Annotated in this window: 15 protein-coding genes; 3 read left to right on the top strand and 12 right to left on the bottom strand. The window is 46.0% G+C overall.

Translation table 11 applies throughout. The annotated features are described in order from the left end of the window. The coding region (locus L5M38_RS08285) for a transposase (RefSeq protein WP_263176513.1) at positions 1-229 on the top strand (229 nt) is incomplete at its 5' end. A gap of 15 nt (positions 230-244) precedes the next feature. Here L5M38_RS08285 and rpoS read toward each other — a convergent pair. From rpoS to mazG, 11 genes are all read right to left on the bottom strand, one after another. Then, the gene (rpoS, locus tag L5M38_RS08280) at positions 245-1,225 is read right to left on the bottom strand and encodes an RNA polymerase sigma factor RpoS (RefSeq protein ID WP_028761361.1); all 981 of its coding nucleotides are present in this window, start codon (positions 1,223-1,225) and stop codon (positions 245-247) included. An 80-nt stretch (positions 1,226-1,305) separates the two neighbouring features. Then, on the bottom strand, positions 1,306-2,202 hold the full coding sequence (locus L5M38_RS08275) for a peptidoglycan DD-metalloendopeptidase family protein (RefSeq protein ID WP_263178763.1): 897 nt from the start codon (positions 2,200-2,202) through the stop codon (positions 1,306-1,308). Positions 2,203-2,302: 100 nt separating this feature from the next. After that, positions 2,303-2,938, bottom strand: coding sequence for a protein-L-isoaspartate(D-aspartate) O-methyltransferase (locus tag L5M38_RS08270; RefSeq protein WP_028761363.1), 636 nt, complete (start codon positions 2,936-2,938; stop codon positions 2,303-2,305). Continuing rightward, on the bottom strand, positions 2,935-3,684 hold the full coding sequence (gene surE / locus L5M38_RS08265) for a 5'/3'-nucleotidase SurE (RefSeq protein ID WP_105251808.1): 750 nt from the start codon (positions 3,682-3,684) through the stop codon (positions 2,935-2,937). The genes L5M38_RS08270 and surE overlap by 4 nt, the downstream gene beginning before the upstream one ends. Continuing rightward, positions 3,681-4,784 carry a tRNA pseudouridine(13) synthase TruD gene (gene truD / locus L5M38_RS08260; RefSeq protein ID WP_263167108.1) on the bottom strand — a complete coding sequence of 368 codons (1,104 nt, stop codon included), beginning with the start codon at positions 4,782-4,784 and terminating at the stop codon, positions 3,681-3,683. Before truD ends, surE begins: the two co-directional genes overlap by 4 nt. Positions 4,785-4,804: 20 nt before the next feature. Beyond that, positions 4,805-5,290, bottom strand: coding sequence for a 2-C-methyl-D-erythritol 2,4-cyclodiphosphate synthase (gene ispF / locus L5M38_RS08255; protein WP_263167106.1), 486 nt, complete (start codon positions 5,288-5,290; stop codon positions 4,805-4,807). A 37-nt stretch (positions 5,291-5,327) separates the two neighbouring features. Next, positions 5,328-6,119 carry a 2-C-methyl-D-erythritol 4-phosphate cytidylyltransferase gene (gene ispD, locus L5M38_RS08250; RefSeq protein WP_263167103.1) on the bottom strand — a complete coding sequence of 264 codons (792 nt, stop codon included), beginning with the start codon at positions 6,117-6,119 and terminating at the stop codon, positions 5,328-5,330. A 12-nt stretch (positions 6,120-6,131) separates the two neighbouring features. Further along, the gene (ftsB, locus tag L5M38_RS08245; protein ID WP_105253074.1) at positions 6,132-6,431 is read right to left on the bottom strand and encodes a cell division protein FtsB; all 300 of its coding nucleotides are present in this window, start codon (positions 6,429-6,431) and stop codon (positions 6,132-6,134) included. 99 nt (positions 6,432-6,530) lie between these two features. Continuing rightward, complete coding sequence (gene eno / locus L5M38_RS08240; RefSeq protein ID WP_105251763.1) at positions 6,531-7,826, bottom strand: phosphopyruvate hydratase; 1,296 nt, start codon at positions 7,824-7,826, stop codon at positions 6,531-6,533. 230 nt (positions 7,827-8,056) lie between these two features. Next, positions 8,057-9,694, bottom strand: a complete 1,638-nt coding sequence (locus tag L5M38_RS08235; RefSeq protein WP_012587102.1) for a CTP synthase — start codon at positions 9,692-9,694, stop codon at positions 8,057-8,059. Positions 9,695-9,810: 116 nt separating this feature from the next. Then, positions 9,811-10,734 (bottom strand): nucleoside triphosphate pyrophosphohydrolase, encoded by a 924-nt coding sequence (mazG, locus tag L5M38_RS08230; RefSeq protein WP_263178762.1) that lies wholly within the window; start codon positions 10,732-10,734, stop codon positions 9,811-9,813. Positions 10,735-11,258: 524 nt separating this feature from the next. Between mazG and aguA the strand changes: the two genes are divergently transcribed. Next, on the top strand, positions 11,259-12,371 hold the full coding sequence (aguA, locus tag L5M38_RS08225) for an agmatine deiminase (RefSeq protein ID WP_263178761.1): 1,113 nt from the start codon (positions 11,259-11,261) through the stop codon (positions 12,369-12,371). 73 nt (positions 12,372-12,444) lie between these two features. Next, complete coding sequence (locus L5M38_RS08220; RefSeq protein WP_263178760.1) at positions 12,445-14,151, top strand: amidase; 1,707 nt, start codon at positions 12,445-12,447, stop codon at positions 14,149-14,151. A 180-nt stretch (positions 14,152-14,331) separates the two neighbouring features. On the opposite strand, the gene L5M38_RS08215 is transcribed toward L5M38_RS08220, so the two are convergent. Next, entirely contained in the window at positions 14,332-15,396 is a 1,065-nt protein-coding gene (locus tag L5M38_RS08215) for a methionine synthase (RefSeq protein WP_263167095.1), read from the bottom strand. Between the last annotated feature and the right edge of the window lie 64 nt (positions 15,397-15,460).

Below are 15,460 nucleotides of genomic sequence, written 5' to 3'. Positions count from 1 at the left end.
CGATGACTTTGATAATCTGACGCTTCTCAAGTTGCCACCTTATTCACCGGAGTTGAATCCAATAGAGCAGGTATGGCAATGGCTGCGTCAAAATGTGTTGGCCAATCGTTGTTTTAGTGGTTATGACGATATTGTCGAACAGTGCTCTATCGCATGGAATACCTTCATTGAGAAGAAAGCAAGAGTGATAGAATTGTGTACTAGACCGTGGACAATTTTGACCAGTTAATTAATGTAATTGGTATTAGTTTCTAAATAGAGCTTCAACAGATAAACCTTGAGAACCCAATAAATCACGTAAGCGTTTTAATGCTTCCACTTGGATTTGACGAACACGTTCACGGGTTAAACCAATTTCAGCCCCCACATCTTCAAGCGTAGAAGGTTCATAACCTAACAAACCAAAACGACGGGCTAATACTTCTCTTTGTTTTGTGTTCAACTCGTTAAGCCATTTCACCACAGAGTTAGAGATGTCTTCATCTTGCACTTTATAGTCAGGGCCAACACTATCATCATCGGCCAATACATCTAATAATGCTTTCTCGTTATCGCCCCCCAAAGGCGTATCAACAGAGGTAATTTTTTCATTCAGCTTAAGCATGCGGCTCACATCAGAACTAGAAACTTGCAGTTTTTCAGCAATTTCTTCCGCTGTAGGTTCATGATCCAGTTTTTGTGCTAATTCGCGGGCTGTGCGCAAGTATACGTTGAGTTCTTTAACAACATGAATCGGCAAACGAATAGTACGAGTTTGATTCATGATAGCGCGTTCAATCGTCTGTCTGATCCACCAAGTCGCATAGGTTGAAAAACGAAAACCTCTTTCTGGGTCGAACTTTTCTACGGCACGAATTAAACCTAAGTTACCCTCTTCGATAAGATCGAGCAGTGCTAAGCCGCGGTTATTGTAACGACGTGCAATTTTTACGACGAGACGTAAATTACTTTCGATCATGCGATTACGGGATTTTGCACAACCTTTTAACGCCTTACGGGAAAAGTAAACTTCTTCTTCTGCGCTAAGCAGTGGGGAAAAACCAATCTCACCTAGATAAAGTTGAGTGGCATCAAGATTTTTTTGCAGGTCATCTTGGACCTGTTGTTCTATTCCTAGCTCTTGGACTAGATCGGTGGCAACTTCTTCTTTTTCAAGATCAAAGTCTACGGTTTCTACGGAAAAATCTACTAGTGCTTCTGCGGCAGTGCTATTTATGCGGCTCATGATCAAATCTCCCAAACCTAATTAAACTGCTGAATTAGTGCAATTTCCTATCCTCCATTTGCCAACAAGGCCCCAAACAATCATTGTTTAGGTAAATAAGTAAGTGGGTTTACAGACTGTCCATGGTAACGAATTTCAAAATGTAACATTACCCGATTGGCACCTGTATTGCCCATTTTTGCAACAGTCTGCCCTGCGAGGACATGTTGCTTTTCTTTGACTAAGATCTTATCCGTATGAGCATAAGCACTAAGGTAATCGTCACTATGTTTAATAATCACTAAATTACCGTAACCCCTAAGAGCACTTCCTGCGTATACCACCCGCCCATCTGCAGCAGCTTTGATGATATCTCCCCGATTTCCCGCGATCTTAATACCTTTATTTCCCTGCTCATTGGCAGAATAAGTTCCGATTAACTTCCCTCTTACTGGCCACTGCCACTGACTCACACTGGCTGGCAGTGTTGAGGTGGGTGGAACCATTAGCTGGTTAACGTTTTGTTGGGAACTTGTTACAAGGTACGCGGGCTTAGCTTTCTGATCAAGTGTTTTTTTCAGATCGTTACTTGACTTAGCATTAGACTGATAAACCTTATCATCTAATTGTTTTTTATCACTTTTACTTGAGTTAGCATCTGAATTACCCGTTATACTTCCATCTAAAGTCGTAGATTTTGATTGGTTACTAGATTTAGCATTAGCTAAATATAAAATCTGTCCAGGGTAAATTGTATAAGGGTTATCTAATTGATTAAGTTTAGCTATTTCAGAAAAGTCTTTCCCTGCAGCCCAAGAAATAGAGTAGAGTGTGTCGCCTTTTTTAACTTTATATGAATTCGATTTAATGTGGCCTTTGCTATTTTTAGAATAGCTATGGGAAATATTTTCGACGGGTGCGGGTCTGCTGGCCTGAAAGCTACAGCCTACAAGCAGAAATATAAAGCAAAGGTTTAAGAGTAAACCCGCATTCAACAATAAAAACTCCTTGGTAAGGTTGTATTACTGTTTATGATGAGAAAATGACGCCTTCTGTGCAAAACAAGCACTTCGCTTAACACAGTAGCACAACACAAGGTTAAGCTAACTCTCCATTAATTAAAGGTACAAATTTAACCGTTTCAATGGTTTCAGAACTAAAGCGGTCAGCAGTGCGCGTAATACGCATCAATTGTTGAGTATCCTCTCCCACAGGTAAGACTAACACCCCTCCATCAGCCAACTGAGACAGCAAAGCTTCTGGTATAGTCGCCGCCGCCGCAGTCACCATAATGGCATCGAACGGACTACGATTAGCCCATCCCAACCAACCATCACCATATTTGAACGACACATTATGCAAATCTAATCGTTTTAAACGCTGTCTTGCTTGAATTTGTAAACCTTTGATCCGTTCGATAGTACAAAGCTGAGGCACCAATTGAGCCAAAATGGCTGCCTGATAGCCCGATCCCGTCCCCACTTCTAACACTCGCTGTGGCATCTTGTGCAGTAAGAGTTCGCTCATACGGGCAACGATATAAGGCTGCGAAATAGTTTGCCCTTGTCCAATTGGCAAAGCCGTATTTTCATAGGCTTTATGGGCTAGCGCATTATCGAGAAACATTTCTCGCGGCGTATGCGATATCGCCTTTAACACGGCTTGATTACGGATCCCCGCATCTTGAAGCTTTTTAGCTAAATTCACCGCCGATGTTAAGGCAACTCGAGTCATATTTTATCTACCCAATTTTGCAATGCCGTTAGTTGTCCGTAGGCGGTTAAATCAACCGTCAAGGGCGTAATTGAAACATAGCCATTGGCGATAGCATGAAAATCAGTGCCCTCTGTGGCATCTTGCTCTTGTCCTGGTGGACCAAGCCAAAAGATTTCACGTCCGGCAGGATCTTGCGTTCGCACTATGCCTTCGGCCTTATGACGAGCACCGAGGCGAGTCACTTTGATCCCTTTAATTTGATCAAGTGGCAAGTCAGGCACATTCACATTTAAGATCTGATCTTTTGCCAAAGGCTGGGCCAACAAACCTTGAACTATCCGCCGAGCATAAACAGCAGCCGATTGATAATGTTCGAATTTACGGCCATTAAGCGAAATCGCTATTGCAGGAAAACCTAAAAAGCGTCCTTCCATCGCGGCGGCAACCGTCCCCGAATATAAGGTGTCATCGCCCATATTTGCCCCCGCATTGATGCCAGACACCACCATATCAGGTTCGCCATCACATAATTCTCGGATAGCCAAATGGACGCAATCTGTCGGTGTACCGTGAACGGAAATATAGCCATTATCTAACCTATTAATTCTTAATGGATTAGTCAAGGTTAATGAGTTGCTCGCACCAGAGCAATTTCGATCCGGCCCCACAGTCAGCACTGTCGCAATTTCAGCCAAAGCCTCAGATAAGGCTTTGATACCTGGAGCATTAATCCCATCGTCATTGCTAACAAGGATACGGATCATGACTCTGCTTCAGTCTTAACAGTATCAATGTTAGCGTTAATTACCTCAGGCGCAGGCTCCTGCACCAATGTCGCTTGCCATTGCTGCTCTTTAACATCTTGATAATTAACTAACTCTCTCAATAACGATGTTGCAAAACTGCCCGCAGGCAACACAAACTCCAGCACTAAGCCATCGGCGGTTTGTTCGTATTTAAGGCCTTGGGGCTCAAGCAGTAACGGACGACGTTCTTGCTCTAATCCGGCGTGCTCTAAACCATAGCAATCGTCAGCTAACTCACTCATGGCTAAGGTTTCCACCGCAGCAGCTTCACCTTGGGGTAACATCATGCCGCGCCCCCACAATGGTGCAGAAAGTTGAATGTCTTTTTCAATCAGACGCTTCAATACAATGAGATCCCATTCAGGCGTAACAAAGAAGCTTTTGCTGCCCGCTAACATCACACAATCACCCGCTAAAGGCTTAGTGCCATGGTTGGCTAAACGGTACGACACCACAGTGTTAAACAGATTTGAGCGCACGGCAGACAAATATATGCTGCGCTTATTTCTATCTTTCACTTTTTTACCCGCCATCATTTGGCGACCAAACACTAAGTTTTTGCCATCGTGACCAAAGCGCTGCTCACCAAAGTAATTGGGCACGCCCACTTGAGCGACCTTTTCGATACGACTGATAATGTCTTCCACTTTGGTGACATTTCTCAGGGTAAGAATAAAGCGGTTACCGACTAAGGCACCGATTCGCAGTTTCTTGCTGTGGCGGCTGCTCGACAATATAGTCAAACGCTCGCTATTGAGCTCCTTCCAAGCAGGCGTTTCTTTACCTGGAATACGCACACCGAACCACTGTTCTGTGATGGCATTTTTATCTTTTTGCCCAGCGTAGGTGACTTCCTTTGGATGCACCTTAGCGAACTTAGCGATCATTTCAGCGACTTGTACTGTATTTAGCCCTTCTTTGCGTACATGCAGCATATGATGTTCACCTTCACCCGTCGGGCTAAAAGGCAAAATCTCTTTCACGATAAAATCGCTATTTTGGGTTCTTAGATCTGCTGTACCTAAAGGCTTACCATACAGATAATGTAATTCGCTCATGGGACTTTTTTACTCTTAAGTTAATCGTGTTTGCGGGCCATAAGTACCACGGCTTCTACCGCAATACCTTCTTTACGCCCAGTAAATCCTAGCTGTTCAGTCGTGGTCGCTTTGACGTTAATGTCGTCAAGTTCCGAGGTTAAATCGGCGGCTAATATCTGGCGCATTGCCTCAATGTGCGGCGCCATTTTAGGGGCTTGCGCTATGATAGTGACGTCAAGATTACCCAGCACAAAGCCTTTCGCCCTCGCTAAAGCATAGCAATGACGCAGCAATACGCGGCTATCAGCACCTTTATAGGCGGCATCCGTGTCGGGGAAATGTTTACCTATGTCACCCAGCGCCAGTGCGCCGAGGATCGCATCGGAAATCGCATGCAGTACCACATCACCATCTGAATGAGCGACTAAGCCAGTTTCATAGGGCACTTCTACGCCACAAAGAATAAGGGGTCGTGCAGCACCAAATTTATGCACATCGAAACCATGGCCGATACGGATTTTCATTTAATATTCCTAACGTATTATTTTACTTGGATTATGACTATTTTGCGGCACGCATTAAAAACAATTCGGCCAATCCCAAATCATCGGGATGCGTCACTTTTATATTGTCAGCACGGCCCGAAACGAGTCCGGGTGATATCCCCGCCCATTCCATCGCCGAAGCCTCATCTGTGACTACCGCACCTGCAGCCAGAGCCGCATTGAGGTAATTTTTTAATTGCTGCGCTGGAAATAACTGCGGCGTCAATGCATGCCATAAATTATCGCGGCACACAGTGGCACTGATTTCACCCTGTTTATTCGCGCGCTTCATGGTATCGCGCACAGGCATAGCCAAAATAGCGCCTTGGGGGAATTGCACTCTGGATGCGAGTAACTTGTCGATATCCGTCGCGGTTAAACAAGGTCTTGCCGCATCATGCACTAAGGCCCAACTGTGCTCGGGCGCAATTTGCAGCGCCGCCAACACAGAATCAGCGCGTTCACCGCCACCTATTACTGTAATCAATTTGGGGTGCACGGCCTGTGGCAAGGTATCGAAGATAGTATCGTTCGAATGTAAGGCGACGATCACTTGAGAAATGTGCGGATGGGACAAGAGCTTATCTAAGGTATGAGCAAGAATACTCTGGCCGCACACCTCAAGATATTGCTTAGGTCTGTCGGCGCCCATACGGCTACCTATGCCTGCGGCGGGAACGATGGCAACCACAGCTTGAGTGACATGCTCAGCTTGGCGCTGCAATTCAATTTGTGTTACCAGATCAGATTGACTATCGGGATTGGATTGTTCATTTAATCCAAGATCTAAATGTCCTAGCTCTGTCATCCTAACTCCATATTACTGAGATGGACTCGATACCGAGCGCTCACCACCCACGACGCGATAGAAGGTCTCGCCTTCTTTAACCATGCCAAGTTCGTTGCGTGCGCGCTCTTCGATGGCTTCTGTACCACTTTTCAGATCGATGATTTCTTCCTTCAGCACTTGGTTACGCTCATTGAGTTTGGCGTTACCTTCTTGCTGGGCGGCAATTTGTTTTTGCAGAACGAAATATTCAGGAAGACTATTACCTCCCGACCAAAGACGGAATTGCAGTACACCGAGTAGCACTATGAGTGCAATGACAAAAAATTTCATGGAGGAATTAGCGTCAGTATCTTGGATTAAAAAAATATACAGCAGATAGTACAACAAAAAAGGCCACCAAGTGGTGGCCTTTTTACATCAAATATTAAATTACGCCTGACCTTTGATCTCTTTCAAACCACGGTATGGGGCTTTTTCACCTAATTGCTCTTCGATGCGCAGCAATTGGTTGTACTTAGCAACACGGTCAGAACGACACAGTGAACCGGTTTTGATTTGGCCAGCAGCAGTACCTACGGCTAAGTCAGCAATAGTTGAATCTTCAGTCTCACCACTACGATGTGAAATCACGGCGGTATAACCCGCTTCTTTCGCCATACGAATAGCCGCTAAAGTCTCAGTCAATGAACCAATTTGGTTAAACTTGATAAGGATTGAGTTAGCAATACCGTTTTCAATACCACGGGTTAAGATTTTAGTGTTAGTAACGAATAAATCGTCGCCCACTAATTGGATCTTGTCACCCATGATTTGAGTTTGATAAGCCCAGCCGTCCCAATCTGATTCGTCTAAGCCGTCTTCGATAGACACGATTGGATATTGGTCAGCCAATGATTTTAAGAAATCAGAGAAACCGTTCGAGTCGAAGACTTTGCCTTCGCCCGCTAAATCGTATTTGCCGTCTTTGTAGAATTCAGATGCAGCGCAATCCAGCGCTAACGTCACATCAGTACCTAACTTGTAGCCAGCCAGTTCAACCGCTTCTTTGATAATGGCTAACGCATCAGCGTTTGACGCTAAGTTAGGTGCAAAACCACCTTCGTCACCCACAGAAGTGCTTAGGCCTTTGTCGTGCAATACTTTTTTCAGTGTATGGAAGATTTCAGCGCCCATGCGCAGTGCTTCACGGAAGGTTTTCGCGCCAACAGGTTGCACCATGAATTCTTGGATATCAACGTTGTTATCCGCGTGCTCGCCACCGTTTAAGATGTTCATCATAGGCACAGGCATAGAATATTGGCCTGGTGTACCGTTTAATTCAGCGATATGCGCGTATAAAGGAATACCTTTAGATGCTGCTGCTGCTTTAGCAGCCGCTAAAGACACAGCCAGAATCGCGTTTGCGCCTAACTTGTCTTTGTTTTCTGTGCCATCTAAGTCGATCATGATTTGATCAAGCTCAGCTTGTGCCGTCGCATCTTTGCCTAATAATGCAGCGCGGATGACACCGTTTACGTTAGCAACAGCGGTTAATACGCCTTTGCCTAAATAACGGCTCTTATCGCCATCACGTAATTCTAACGCTTCGCGGCTACCGGTTGATGCACCAGAAGGCGCCGCAGCCATACCCACAAAACCACCTTCTAAATGCACTTCGGCTTCAACAGTTGGGTTACCACGAGAATCCATAATCTCGCGACCAATCACGTTAATAATCTTAGCCATAACACCCTCGATTTAAGTTTAAAGATAAAAGAAAAAACCAATACCTATGGGAATAAATGGAAGTCACATACCGCAGAAAATAACCAAATTCCATTTACGGTTTGCGTCCATACAGATGCAACTAGTACGCATGCTGTTTATACCCAGAGGTATTAAGTTCTTATGTTTCAAGTCGCGACGAGTGTAGCAAAAGGCCGGCCCCACTGTCGCGGGTCCGGCCTCACATATTCTTACTTCAGATCACGTTTTTGATGCGCACTTGCCGCAGCAATAAACCCTTCGAACAATGGGTGACCATCGCGCGGCGTTGAGGTGAATTCAGGATGGAATTGACCTGCAACAAACCATGGGTGATCTTTTAATTCGATCATTTCCACCAGTTTACGATCAGAAGACAAACCGCTGAAGATCATGCCAGCCTGCTCTAAACGCTCTCTGTATTTGTTGTTCACTTCGTAACGGTGACGATGACGTTCTACACAGCTGTTGCCTTTGTAGGCTTGAGCCGCTTTTGAACCCTCGAGTAAATGACACAATTGAGCGCCTAAACGCATAGTGCCACCTAAGTCAGACGCCTCATGGCGCTGCTCAACATTACCTTCTTCGTCAATCCATTCAGTGATCAAACCCACCACTGGGAACGGTGTTTCTTTATTGAATTCAGTTGAATGTGCATCAGCCATACCTGCAACATTACGCGCAAATTCAATCAGAGCAACTTGCATACCTAAACAAATACCGAAATACGGTAAATTGTTTTCACGGGCAAATTTTGCCGCCAGTATCTTACCTTCAACACCACGCTCGCCGAAGCCGCCTGGTACTAAGATACCGTCTAAACCCTGTAAGACTTCTTCGCCTTTGGCTTCTACGGTTTGTGAATCAATGTACTTGATGGTCACTGATACGCGGTTTTTAAGGCCAGCGTGTTTTAATGCTTCGTTGACTGACTTATAGGCATCTGGCAGTTCAATGTATTTACCCACCATACCAATAACGACTTCGCCGTTTGGATTAGCTTCTTGATAAATAACATTTTCCCACTCAGACAGATCCGCTTCACGGCATTCTAAACCGAAACGCTTAACCACTAAGTCATCCAAACCTTGTGAACGTAACAAAGCTGGGATTTTATAAATACTATCAACATCTTTTAATGAAATAACCGCACGCTCTTCGACGTTACAGAACAGCGAAATTTTGGCTTTTTCATTCGCAGGAATCGCACGATCACCACGGCAAACCAGCACATCTGGTGCAATACCGATAGAACGCAGCTCTTTCACTGAGTGTTGAGTTGGCTTAGTTTTCACTTCGCCTGCAGCACCTAAGAAAGGCACTAAGGTTAAATGCATGAACAGAGTACGATCACGACCCAGCTCAACACCGAGCTGACGGATAGACTCTAGGAACGGCAAAGATTCGATATCACCCACAGTACCGCCGATTTCGACGATAGCCACATCATGGCCTTCGCCACCTGCTAATACTTTTTCTTTAATCGCATTAGTGATGTGTGGGATAACCTGAATAGTTGCGCCCAAATAATCGCCACGACGTTCTTTACGTAATACTTCTTCGTAAATACGACCGGTAGTGAAGTTGTTACGACGATTCATCTTAGTACGAATGAAACGCTCGTAGTGACCCAAGTCGAGATCTGTTTCTGCACCGTCTTCAGTAACAAATACTTCGCCATGTTGGGTTGGGCTCATGGTACCCGGATCAACGTTAATGTAAGGGTCCAGTTTCATGATGGTTACATTGAGACCGCGGGCCTCTAAAATTGCAGCTAATGATGCTGCTGCAATGCCTTTACCTAGTGATGAAACAACGCCACCAGTAACGAAGATATACCTTGTAGTCATGCTGAACCTGAGAAAATGAGTTTGAAAATACGTGCTTGTAAGAAAGCACTAGGACGGGGCAGTAGTATACCAAAGGCGGCGCGATTCGACAAACACCAATCGGGATAATTTGCCGTTTATCTCGTCTCTGTCGCTTTTACTTGGTCCCAATAGGCATCAAGCTCCATTAATGTGTGCTCTTCCATGCTTTTACCGCTCTCACTCGCCAACTGTTCTACGCCGCGAAAACGGCGTTCAAATTTAAGATTGGCTTGGCGCAACGCTTGTTCTGGATCGACCTTAAGATGGCGAGCTAAATTCACCACGGCAAATAGCAAGTCGCCCATTTCGGACTGCACTTTAGCTTGGTCTTGCTCTGGTTGCTTCACCTCATGCAAGACTTCATCGATTTCTTCATGGATTTTAGCGACCACGGGCTCAAGCTCGGCCCAATCAAACCCGACTCGCGCCACCCTTTGCTGAATTTTGATTGAACGTGACAGCGCGGGTTGTGAGCGAGGAATATTGTCTAGCGCTGAAACAATAATATCGGCTTGGGTTTCACCCGCCACTTGCTGTGCCTTTTGTTCACGTTCACTCGCCTTAATCGCCTCCCAATTGGCTTTCATCGCTTTGGCGCTATCGCCAATTTGTACATTTTGCTCACCAAACACATGGGGATGACGACGGGTTAACTTGTCGCTGATTTTCTCAATCACGCTCGAAAAATCAAATAACCCCTGCTCTTTGCCGAGCTGACAATAGAATACGATTTGAAATAACAAATCCCCGAGTTCATCGGGTAACTCATCCCAGGCTAAACGTTCTATGGTATCGGCAACTTCATAGGCCTCCTCTAAGGTAAAAGGCACTATGGTTTGAAAGGTTTGCGCTTTGTCCCATGGGCAACCCGTGTGCGGATCACGCAGTTTTTCCATTATCTTAAGTAGCGGCTCTACATCTGTTATAGACAGTTCTGTTGTAGACAGTTCCGTTGTAGAAGTTTCAGTGATAGAAGGTTCAGTAGAAAATGAGGTTAATGGCGCCGTGTGGGAAGTCATGCTGATGTCCTTTAAAGATAAATGCTAAAACAGGCTAATACTCAGGAAGAACAAAAAGAATACGCCTCAGCAGTGCTTATTAGCGAAAGGCTATAATAAAGCGATGATGATAAGCTAGGTAAAATAAAAGCGCTATTTTGATGCTGAGATCAGATTTTAGTGCCGTATTTCAACTAAGACTTATTTTAACGAAAGAGCGTTCGCTCCATTTCGTAATTCACTCATCTCGTGAGCAATAAATTGACAACCTTGTTACCCTGCAAATTCTCATCTATGTCCTGCATACAAGTATTTAGCGCAAGCCATCTTAAATGATAAGATACGCAGCAATATTTCAATGAAGCTAAAACTCACCGAGTGAAGACCTGACAATTTCGGCCAAACTATGCACATGAAACTATGCACATGATAAATGCGGTCCTTCAATTTATTCATTTGATTGATGTTAGGTATATTTCGATTCTGTCGTCCGATGTTAGGACGCACACCCTTATCGTTTTTAAGCATTACTGGAGACAAAACTCATGACAAACGTGACAGTGGATGCCACGCAGTTAACGACTAAGCCATCCCAAGATGGTTTTTATATGCCTGGCGAATGGGCTGCGCAGCAAGCGGTGTGGATGATTTGGCCCTATCGTCCTGATAACTGGCGTGCAGCCGGTGCTTATGCTCAGGCGACCTTTGCTAAGGTAGCCGATGCCATTGGTGCGGCAACTCCAGTGTATATGGGTGTTCCTAAAGCCTTTTTAGCCGAAGCTAAAGCCGTTATGCCATCCCACGTTACCTTGGTTGAAATGGACAGTAACGATTGCTGGGCTCGTGACACTGGGCCAACAGTGGTTGTAAATGACAATGGCGAATGCCGTGGTGTTGACTGGGGTTTTAATGCTTGGGGCGGCCATAACGGTGGTTTGTACTTCCCATGGGATAAGGACGAGCAAGTCGCGCAGCAAATGCTTGCGCAGCATGGTTTTGCCCGTTACAGCGCGCCGCTGATCCTCGAAGGTGGCTCCATCCATGTCGATGGTGAGGGCACCTGTATGACGAGTGCAGAATGTTTGCTCAATGCCAACCGTAACCCTGAACTGACAAAAGAACAGATTGAAGATTTACTGCGTGACTATTTGAATGTTAAGCAGTTTATCTGGTTGCAAGATGGCGTGTATATGGATGAGACCGATGGCCATATCGACAATATGTGCTGTTTCGCCCGTCCTGGTGAAGTCATTCTGCACTGGACCGATGATGAGACTGATCCACAATATCCACGCTCAAAAGCGGCGCTAGAGGTGTTGCAAAATACCGTGGATACCAAAGGCCGTAAGTTAAAAATCCATCTATTACCACAACCGGGGCCGCTGTATTGCACCGAAGAAGAATCAAAAGGTGTGGCTGAAGGCACTGGCGTGCCACGCACGGCGGGTGAGCGTTTAGCCGGTTCTTATGTGAACTTTTTAATCACCAATAATCGCATCGTATTCCCGTTGCTTGATCCTGCAACCGATGATATCGCAGCCGAAAAACTACAGGAAATCTTCCCAGAGCATGAAATTGTGGGTGTGTCAGCCCGTGAGATTTTATTAGGTGGCGGCAATATCCATTGTATTACTCAGCAAATCCCTGCTGGAAAGTAACCCAAGGAGAACAGCATGACGATTGATGTCACTGTTATTACACCACAATTGGCTTTCTGCGGGAGGGCATAAGATGTTTGAAGTCACTGAAGTTTCTATTGCCGAGCTGCGTGCAGCACTCGAATCAGGCCGCACCACCGCAGTGGAGCTGGTGAAGTCTTATCTCGCACGGGTTGAGGCTTATGACGGCCCTGCGACAAAGACCAAGCTTAATGCGTTAGTAGTCCACAATCCCAATGCGCTCAAAGAAGCTGAGGCGTCAGATGCGCGCCGCGCCCGTGGTGAAATACTGAGCCCACTTGAGGGTATTCCTTACACCGCCAAGGATAGCTATTTGGTGAAGGGACTGACAGCGGCGTCTGGCAGCCCAGCCTTTAAGGATTTAGTGGCGCAATATGATGCCTTTGCCGTTGAGCGCCTACGCGCCGCGGGTGCCATTTGCCTAGGCAAAACCAATATGCCACCTATGGCCAATGGCGGTATGCAGCGTGGTCACTATGGCCGCGCTGAAAGCCCATACAATGCTGAATATCTTACTGCACCATTCGCTTCGGGCTCTTCTAATGGGGCGGGCACGGGCACAGCGGCAAGTTACTCTGCTTTTGGTCTTGCCGAAGAAACTTGGTCGAGTGGCCGTGGTCCTGCGTCCAATAACGGTTTGTGTGCCTATACACCGTCTCGCGGCGTGATTTCCGTGCGTGGTAACTGGCCGTTAACCCCGACCATGGATGTGGTCGTGCCCTATACTCGCACAATGGCGGATATGCTTGAAGTGCTGGATGTGATTGTGGCCGACGATCCTATCACCCGTGGCGATCTCTGGCGTCTACAACCTTGGGTCCAAATTCCTAAAGCATCAACAGTTCGCCCAGAATCTTATCTGGCGCTGGCGGCTAGCGCCGATACGCTCAAGGGTAAGCGTTTTGGCGTGCCGCGCATGTACATCAATAAAGATGAATTGGCGGGCACTAGCGAAAATCCGGGCATTGGCGGGCCAACGGGTCAACGTATTCATACTCGCCAATCGGTTATCGATCTATGGGAAGCAGCTCGTAAAGCCTTAGAAGCCGCTGGCGCCGAAGTGATTGAAGTCGATTTCCCGTTGGTATCAAATTGCGAAGGCGACCGCCCAGGTGCGCCGACCGTGTTTAACCGCGGTATCGTCACGCCTCAGTTCCTCCATGATGAATTATGGGAACTCTCAGGTTGGGCATTCGATGAATTCCTGCGTGCTAACAATGACCCTAAACTCAACAAGCTTGAAGATGTTAACGGCTATCTGATTTTCCCACACGATTTAGGCACCTTGCCTAACCGTGAAGGTGACTTAGCGGCAGGCATGGAAGAGTACGTCAAAATGGCTAAGCGTGGTCTTAAATCCTATGACCAGATCGACAGTATTCCCGATGGTCTGCGTGGCTTAGAGAAGACGCGTAAGCTAGATCTCGAAGACTGGATGGACGAGCTAAAGCTCGATGCAGTACTGTTCCCAACCGTGGCAGATGTCGGCCCTGCCGATGCGCATGTGAATCCGGCTTCCGCCGATATCGCTTGGAGCAACGGAGTTTGGGTCGCTAACGGAAACCTTGCGATTCGCCATTTAGGCGTGCCGACTGTGACTGTGCCTATGGGAGTGATGGCCGATATTGGCATGCCAGTCGGTTTGACCTTCGCAGGTCGTGCCTATGACGATAACAACCTGCTTAAATTTGCAGGTGCATTTGAGTCAACAGGTGACAGGCGCATGATCCCGCCACGCACGCCAAAGCTTGGTGAATAAGCGCTAAGACAATGCATAAACCTAAGCACTAAATGTATGAGCTTAAAAATGAAAACGGGATTGGCATCAGAATGCCAATCCCGTTTTTTTAATACCGACGTCGATACCTTTTCAACAAAGCTAGACTTATGCTGCTGTAAAACATGCTGCTGTAAAACAGACAACAACACTTAACGCGTCTTATCTTAATGCCAAGAGCTCTTTTCTGACGATCTCTGCACCTGCACTCAAGGCGTTGAGTTTGCCTCTTGCGACTTGATGGGATAAAGGCGTCATGCCGCAGTTAGTACAAGGATAAAGCTTGTCGGCATCGACAAATTTAAGGGCTTTTCGTAGGGTGTCAGCCACTTCCTCTGCGGTTTCAATCGTGTCGGTGGCGACATCAATCGCGCCGACCATGACTTTCTTACCGCGAATGAGTTCAAGTAGCTCCATTGGCACATGGGAGTTGTGACATTCTAGCGAGATAATATCGATATTAGACTTTTGCAGTTTAGGAAACACTTCTTCATATTGGCGCCACTCTGAGCCCAAGGTTTTTTTCCAATCTGTATTGGCTTTGATGCCGTAACCATAACAAATATGCACCGCCGTTTCGCATTTAAGCCCTTCAATGGCTCTTTCTAAACACGCAATACCCCAATCGTTTACCTCATCAAAAAATACATTAAAGGCAGGCTCATCAAATTGGATAATATCAACACCCGCAGCTTCTAATTCTTTGGCTTCCTCATTAAGAATTTTGGCAAATTCCCACGCAAGCTTTTCGCGACTTTTATAATGGTCATCATAAAGCGTATCTATCATGGTCATAGGCCCAGGCAGCGCCCATTTAATCGGTTGTGTGGTTTGCTTGCGTAAAAATTTGGCATCTTCAACAAACACCGACTTTTGACGGCTCACAGGGCCGACAACCGTGGGCACACTTGCATCATAGCGATCACGAATTTTAACGGTTTTACGTTTTGAAAAATCAACGCCGTTGAGGTGCTCAATAAAGGTAGTGACAAAATGTTGCCGCGTTTGCTCGCCATCACTGACAATATCAATCCCTGCTAGCTGTTGATCCTGTAATGACAAACGCAGTGCATCGTGTTTACCGGTAATTAATTCCTCTCCTTGCAACTTCCATGGAGACCAAAGTGTTTCAGGCTCTGCAAGCCATAAAGGTTTAGGCAAACTGCCCGCAGTTGAAGTCGGTAACAGTGTCTGGTTAAGCGATGTTTTATTAAGTCGTGTTGTCATAATAATGATGCCGTATTAGATTAATTATTGAGCGTGACAATTAGGCGCAGAGCGACTAAAGGTA

Origin of the sequence: Shewanella sp. SM101, assembly GCF_025654465.1 — a bacterium.
In the GTDB taxonomy this organism is placed as follows: domain Bacteria; phylum Pseudomonadota; class Gammaproteobacteria; order Enterobacterales; family Shewanellaceae; genus Shewanella; species Shewanella oncorhynchi.
Note: the sequence above shows the minus strand (reverse complement) of the source record. Positions and strands in the feature narration are given on the sequence as shown.

Bases quoted from the DNA above. Each gene is read 5' to 3' on its own strand.
- rpoS (WP_028761361.1), bottom strand. From the start codon at position 1,225: ATGAGCCGCATAAATAGCACTGCCGCAGAAGCACTAGTAGATTTTTCC.
- L5M38_RS08270 (WP_028761363.1), bottom strand. From the start codon at position 2,938: ATGACTCGAGTTGCCTTAACATCGGCGGTGAATTTAGCTAAAAAGCTT.
- surE (WP_105251808.1), bottom strand. From the start codon at position 3,684: ATGATCCGTATCCTTGTTAGCAATGACGATGGGATTAATGCTCCAGGT.
- truD (WP_263167108.1), bottom strand. From the start codon at position 4,784: ATGAGCGAATTACATTATCTGTATGGTAAGCCTTTAGGTACAGCAGAT.
- ispF (WP_263167106.1), bottom strand. From the start codon at position 5,290: ATGAAAATCCGTATCGGCCATGGTTTCGATGTGCATAAATTTGGTGCT.
- ispD (WP_263167103.1), bottom strand. From the start codon at position 6,119: ATGACAGAGCTAGGACATTTAGATCTTGGATTAAATGAACAATCCAAT.
- ftsB (WP_105253074.1), bottom strand. From the start codon at position 6,431: ATGAAATTTTTTGTCATTGCACTCATAGTGCTACTCGGTGTACTGCAA.
- eno (WP_105251763.1), bottom strand. From the start codon at position 7,826: ATGGCTAAGATTATTAACGTGATTGGTCGCGAGATTATGGATTCTCGT.
- L5M38_RS08235 (WP_012587102.1), bottom strand. From the start codon at position 9,694: ATGACTACAAGGTATATCTTCGTTACTGGTGGCGTTGTTTCATCACTA.
- mazG (WP_263178762.1), bottom strand. From the start codon at position 10,734: ATGACTTCCCACACGGCGCCATTAACCTCATTTTCTACTGAACCTTCT.
- aguA (WP_263178761.1), top strand. From the start codon at position 11,259: ATGACAAACGTGACAGTGGATGCCACGCAGTTAACGACTAAGCCATCC.
- L5M38_RS08220 (WP_263178760.1), top strand. From the start codon at position 12,445: ATGTTTGAAGTCACTGAAGTTTCTATTGCCGAGCTGCGTGCAGCACTC.
- L5M38_RS08215 (WP_263167095.1), bottom strand. From the start codon at position 15,396: ATGACAACACGACTTAATAAAACATCGCTTAACCAGACACTGTTACCG.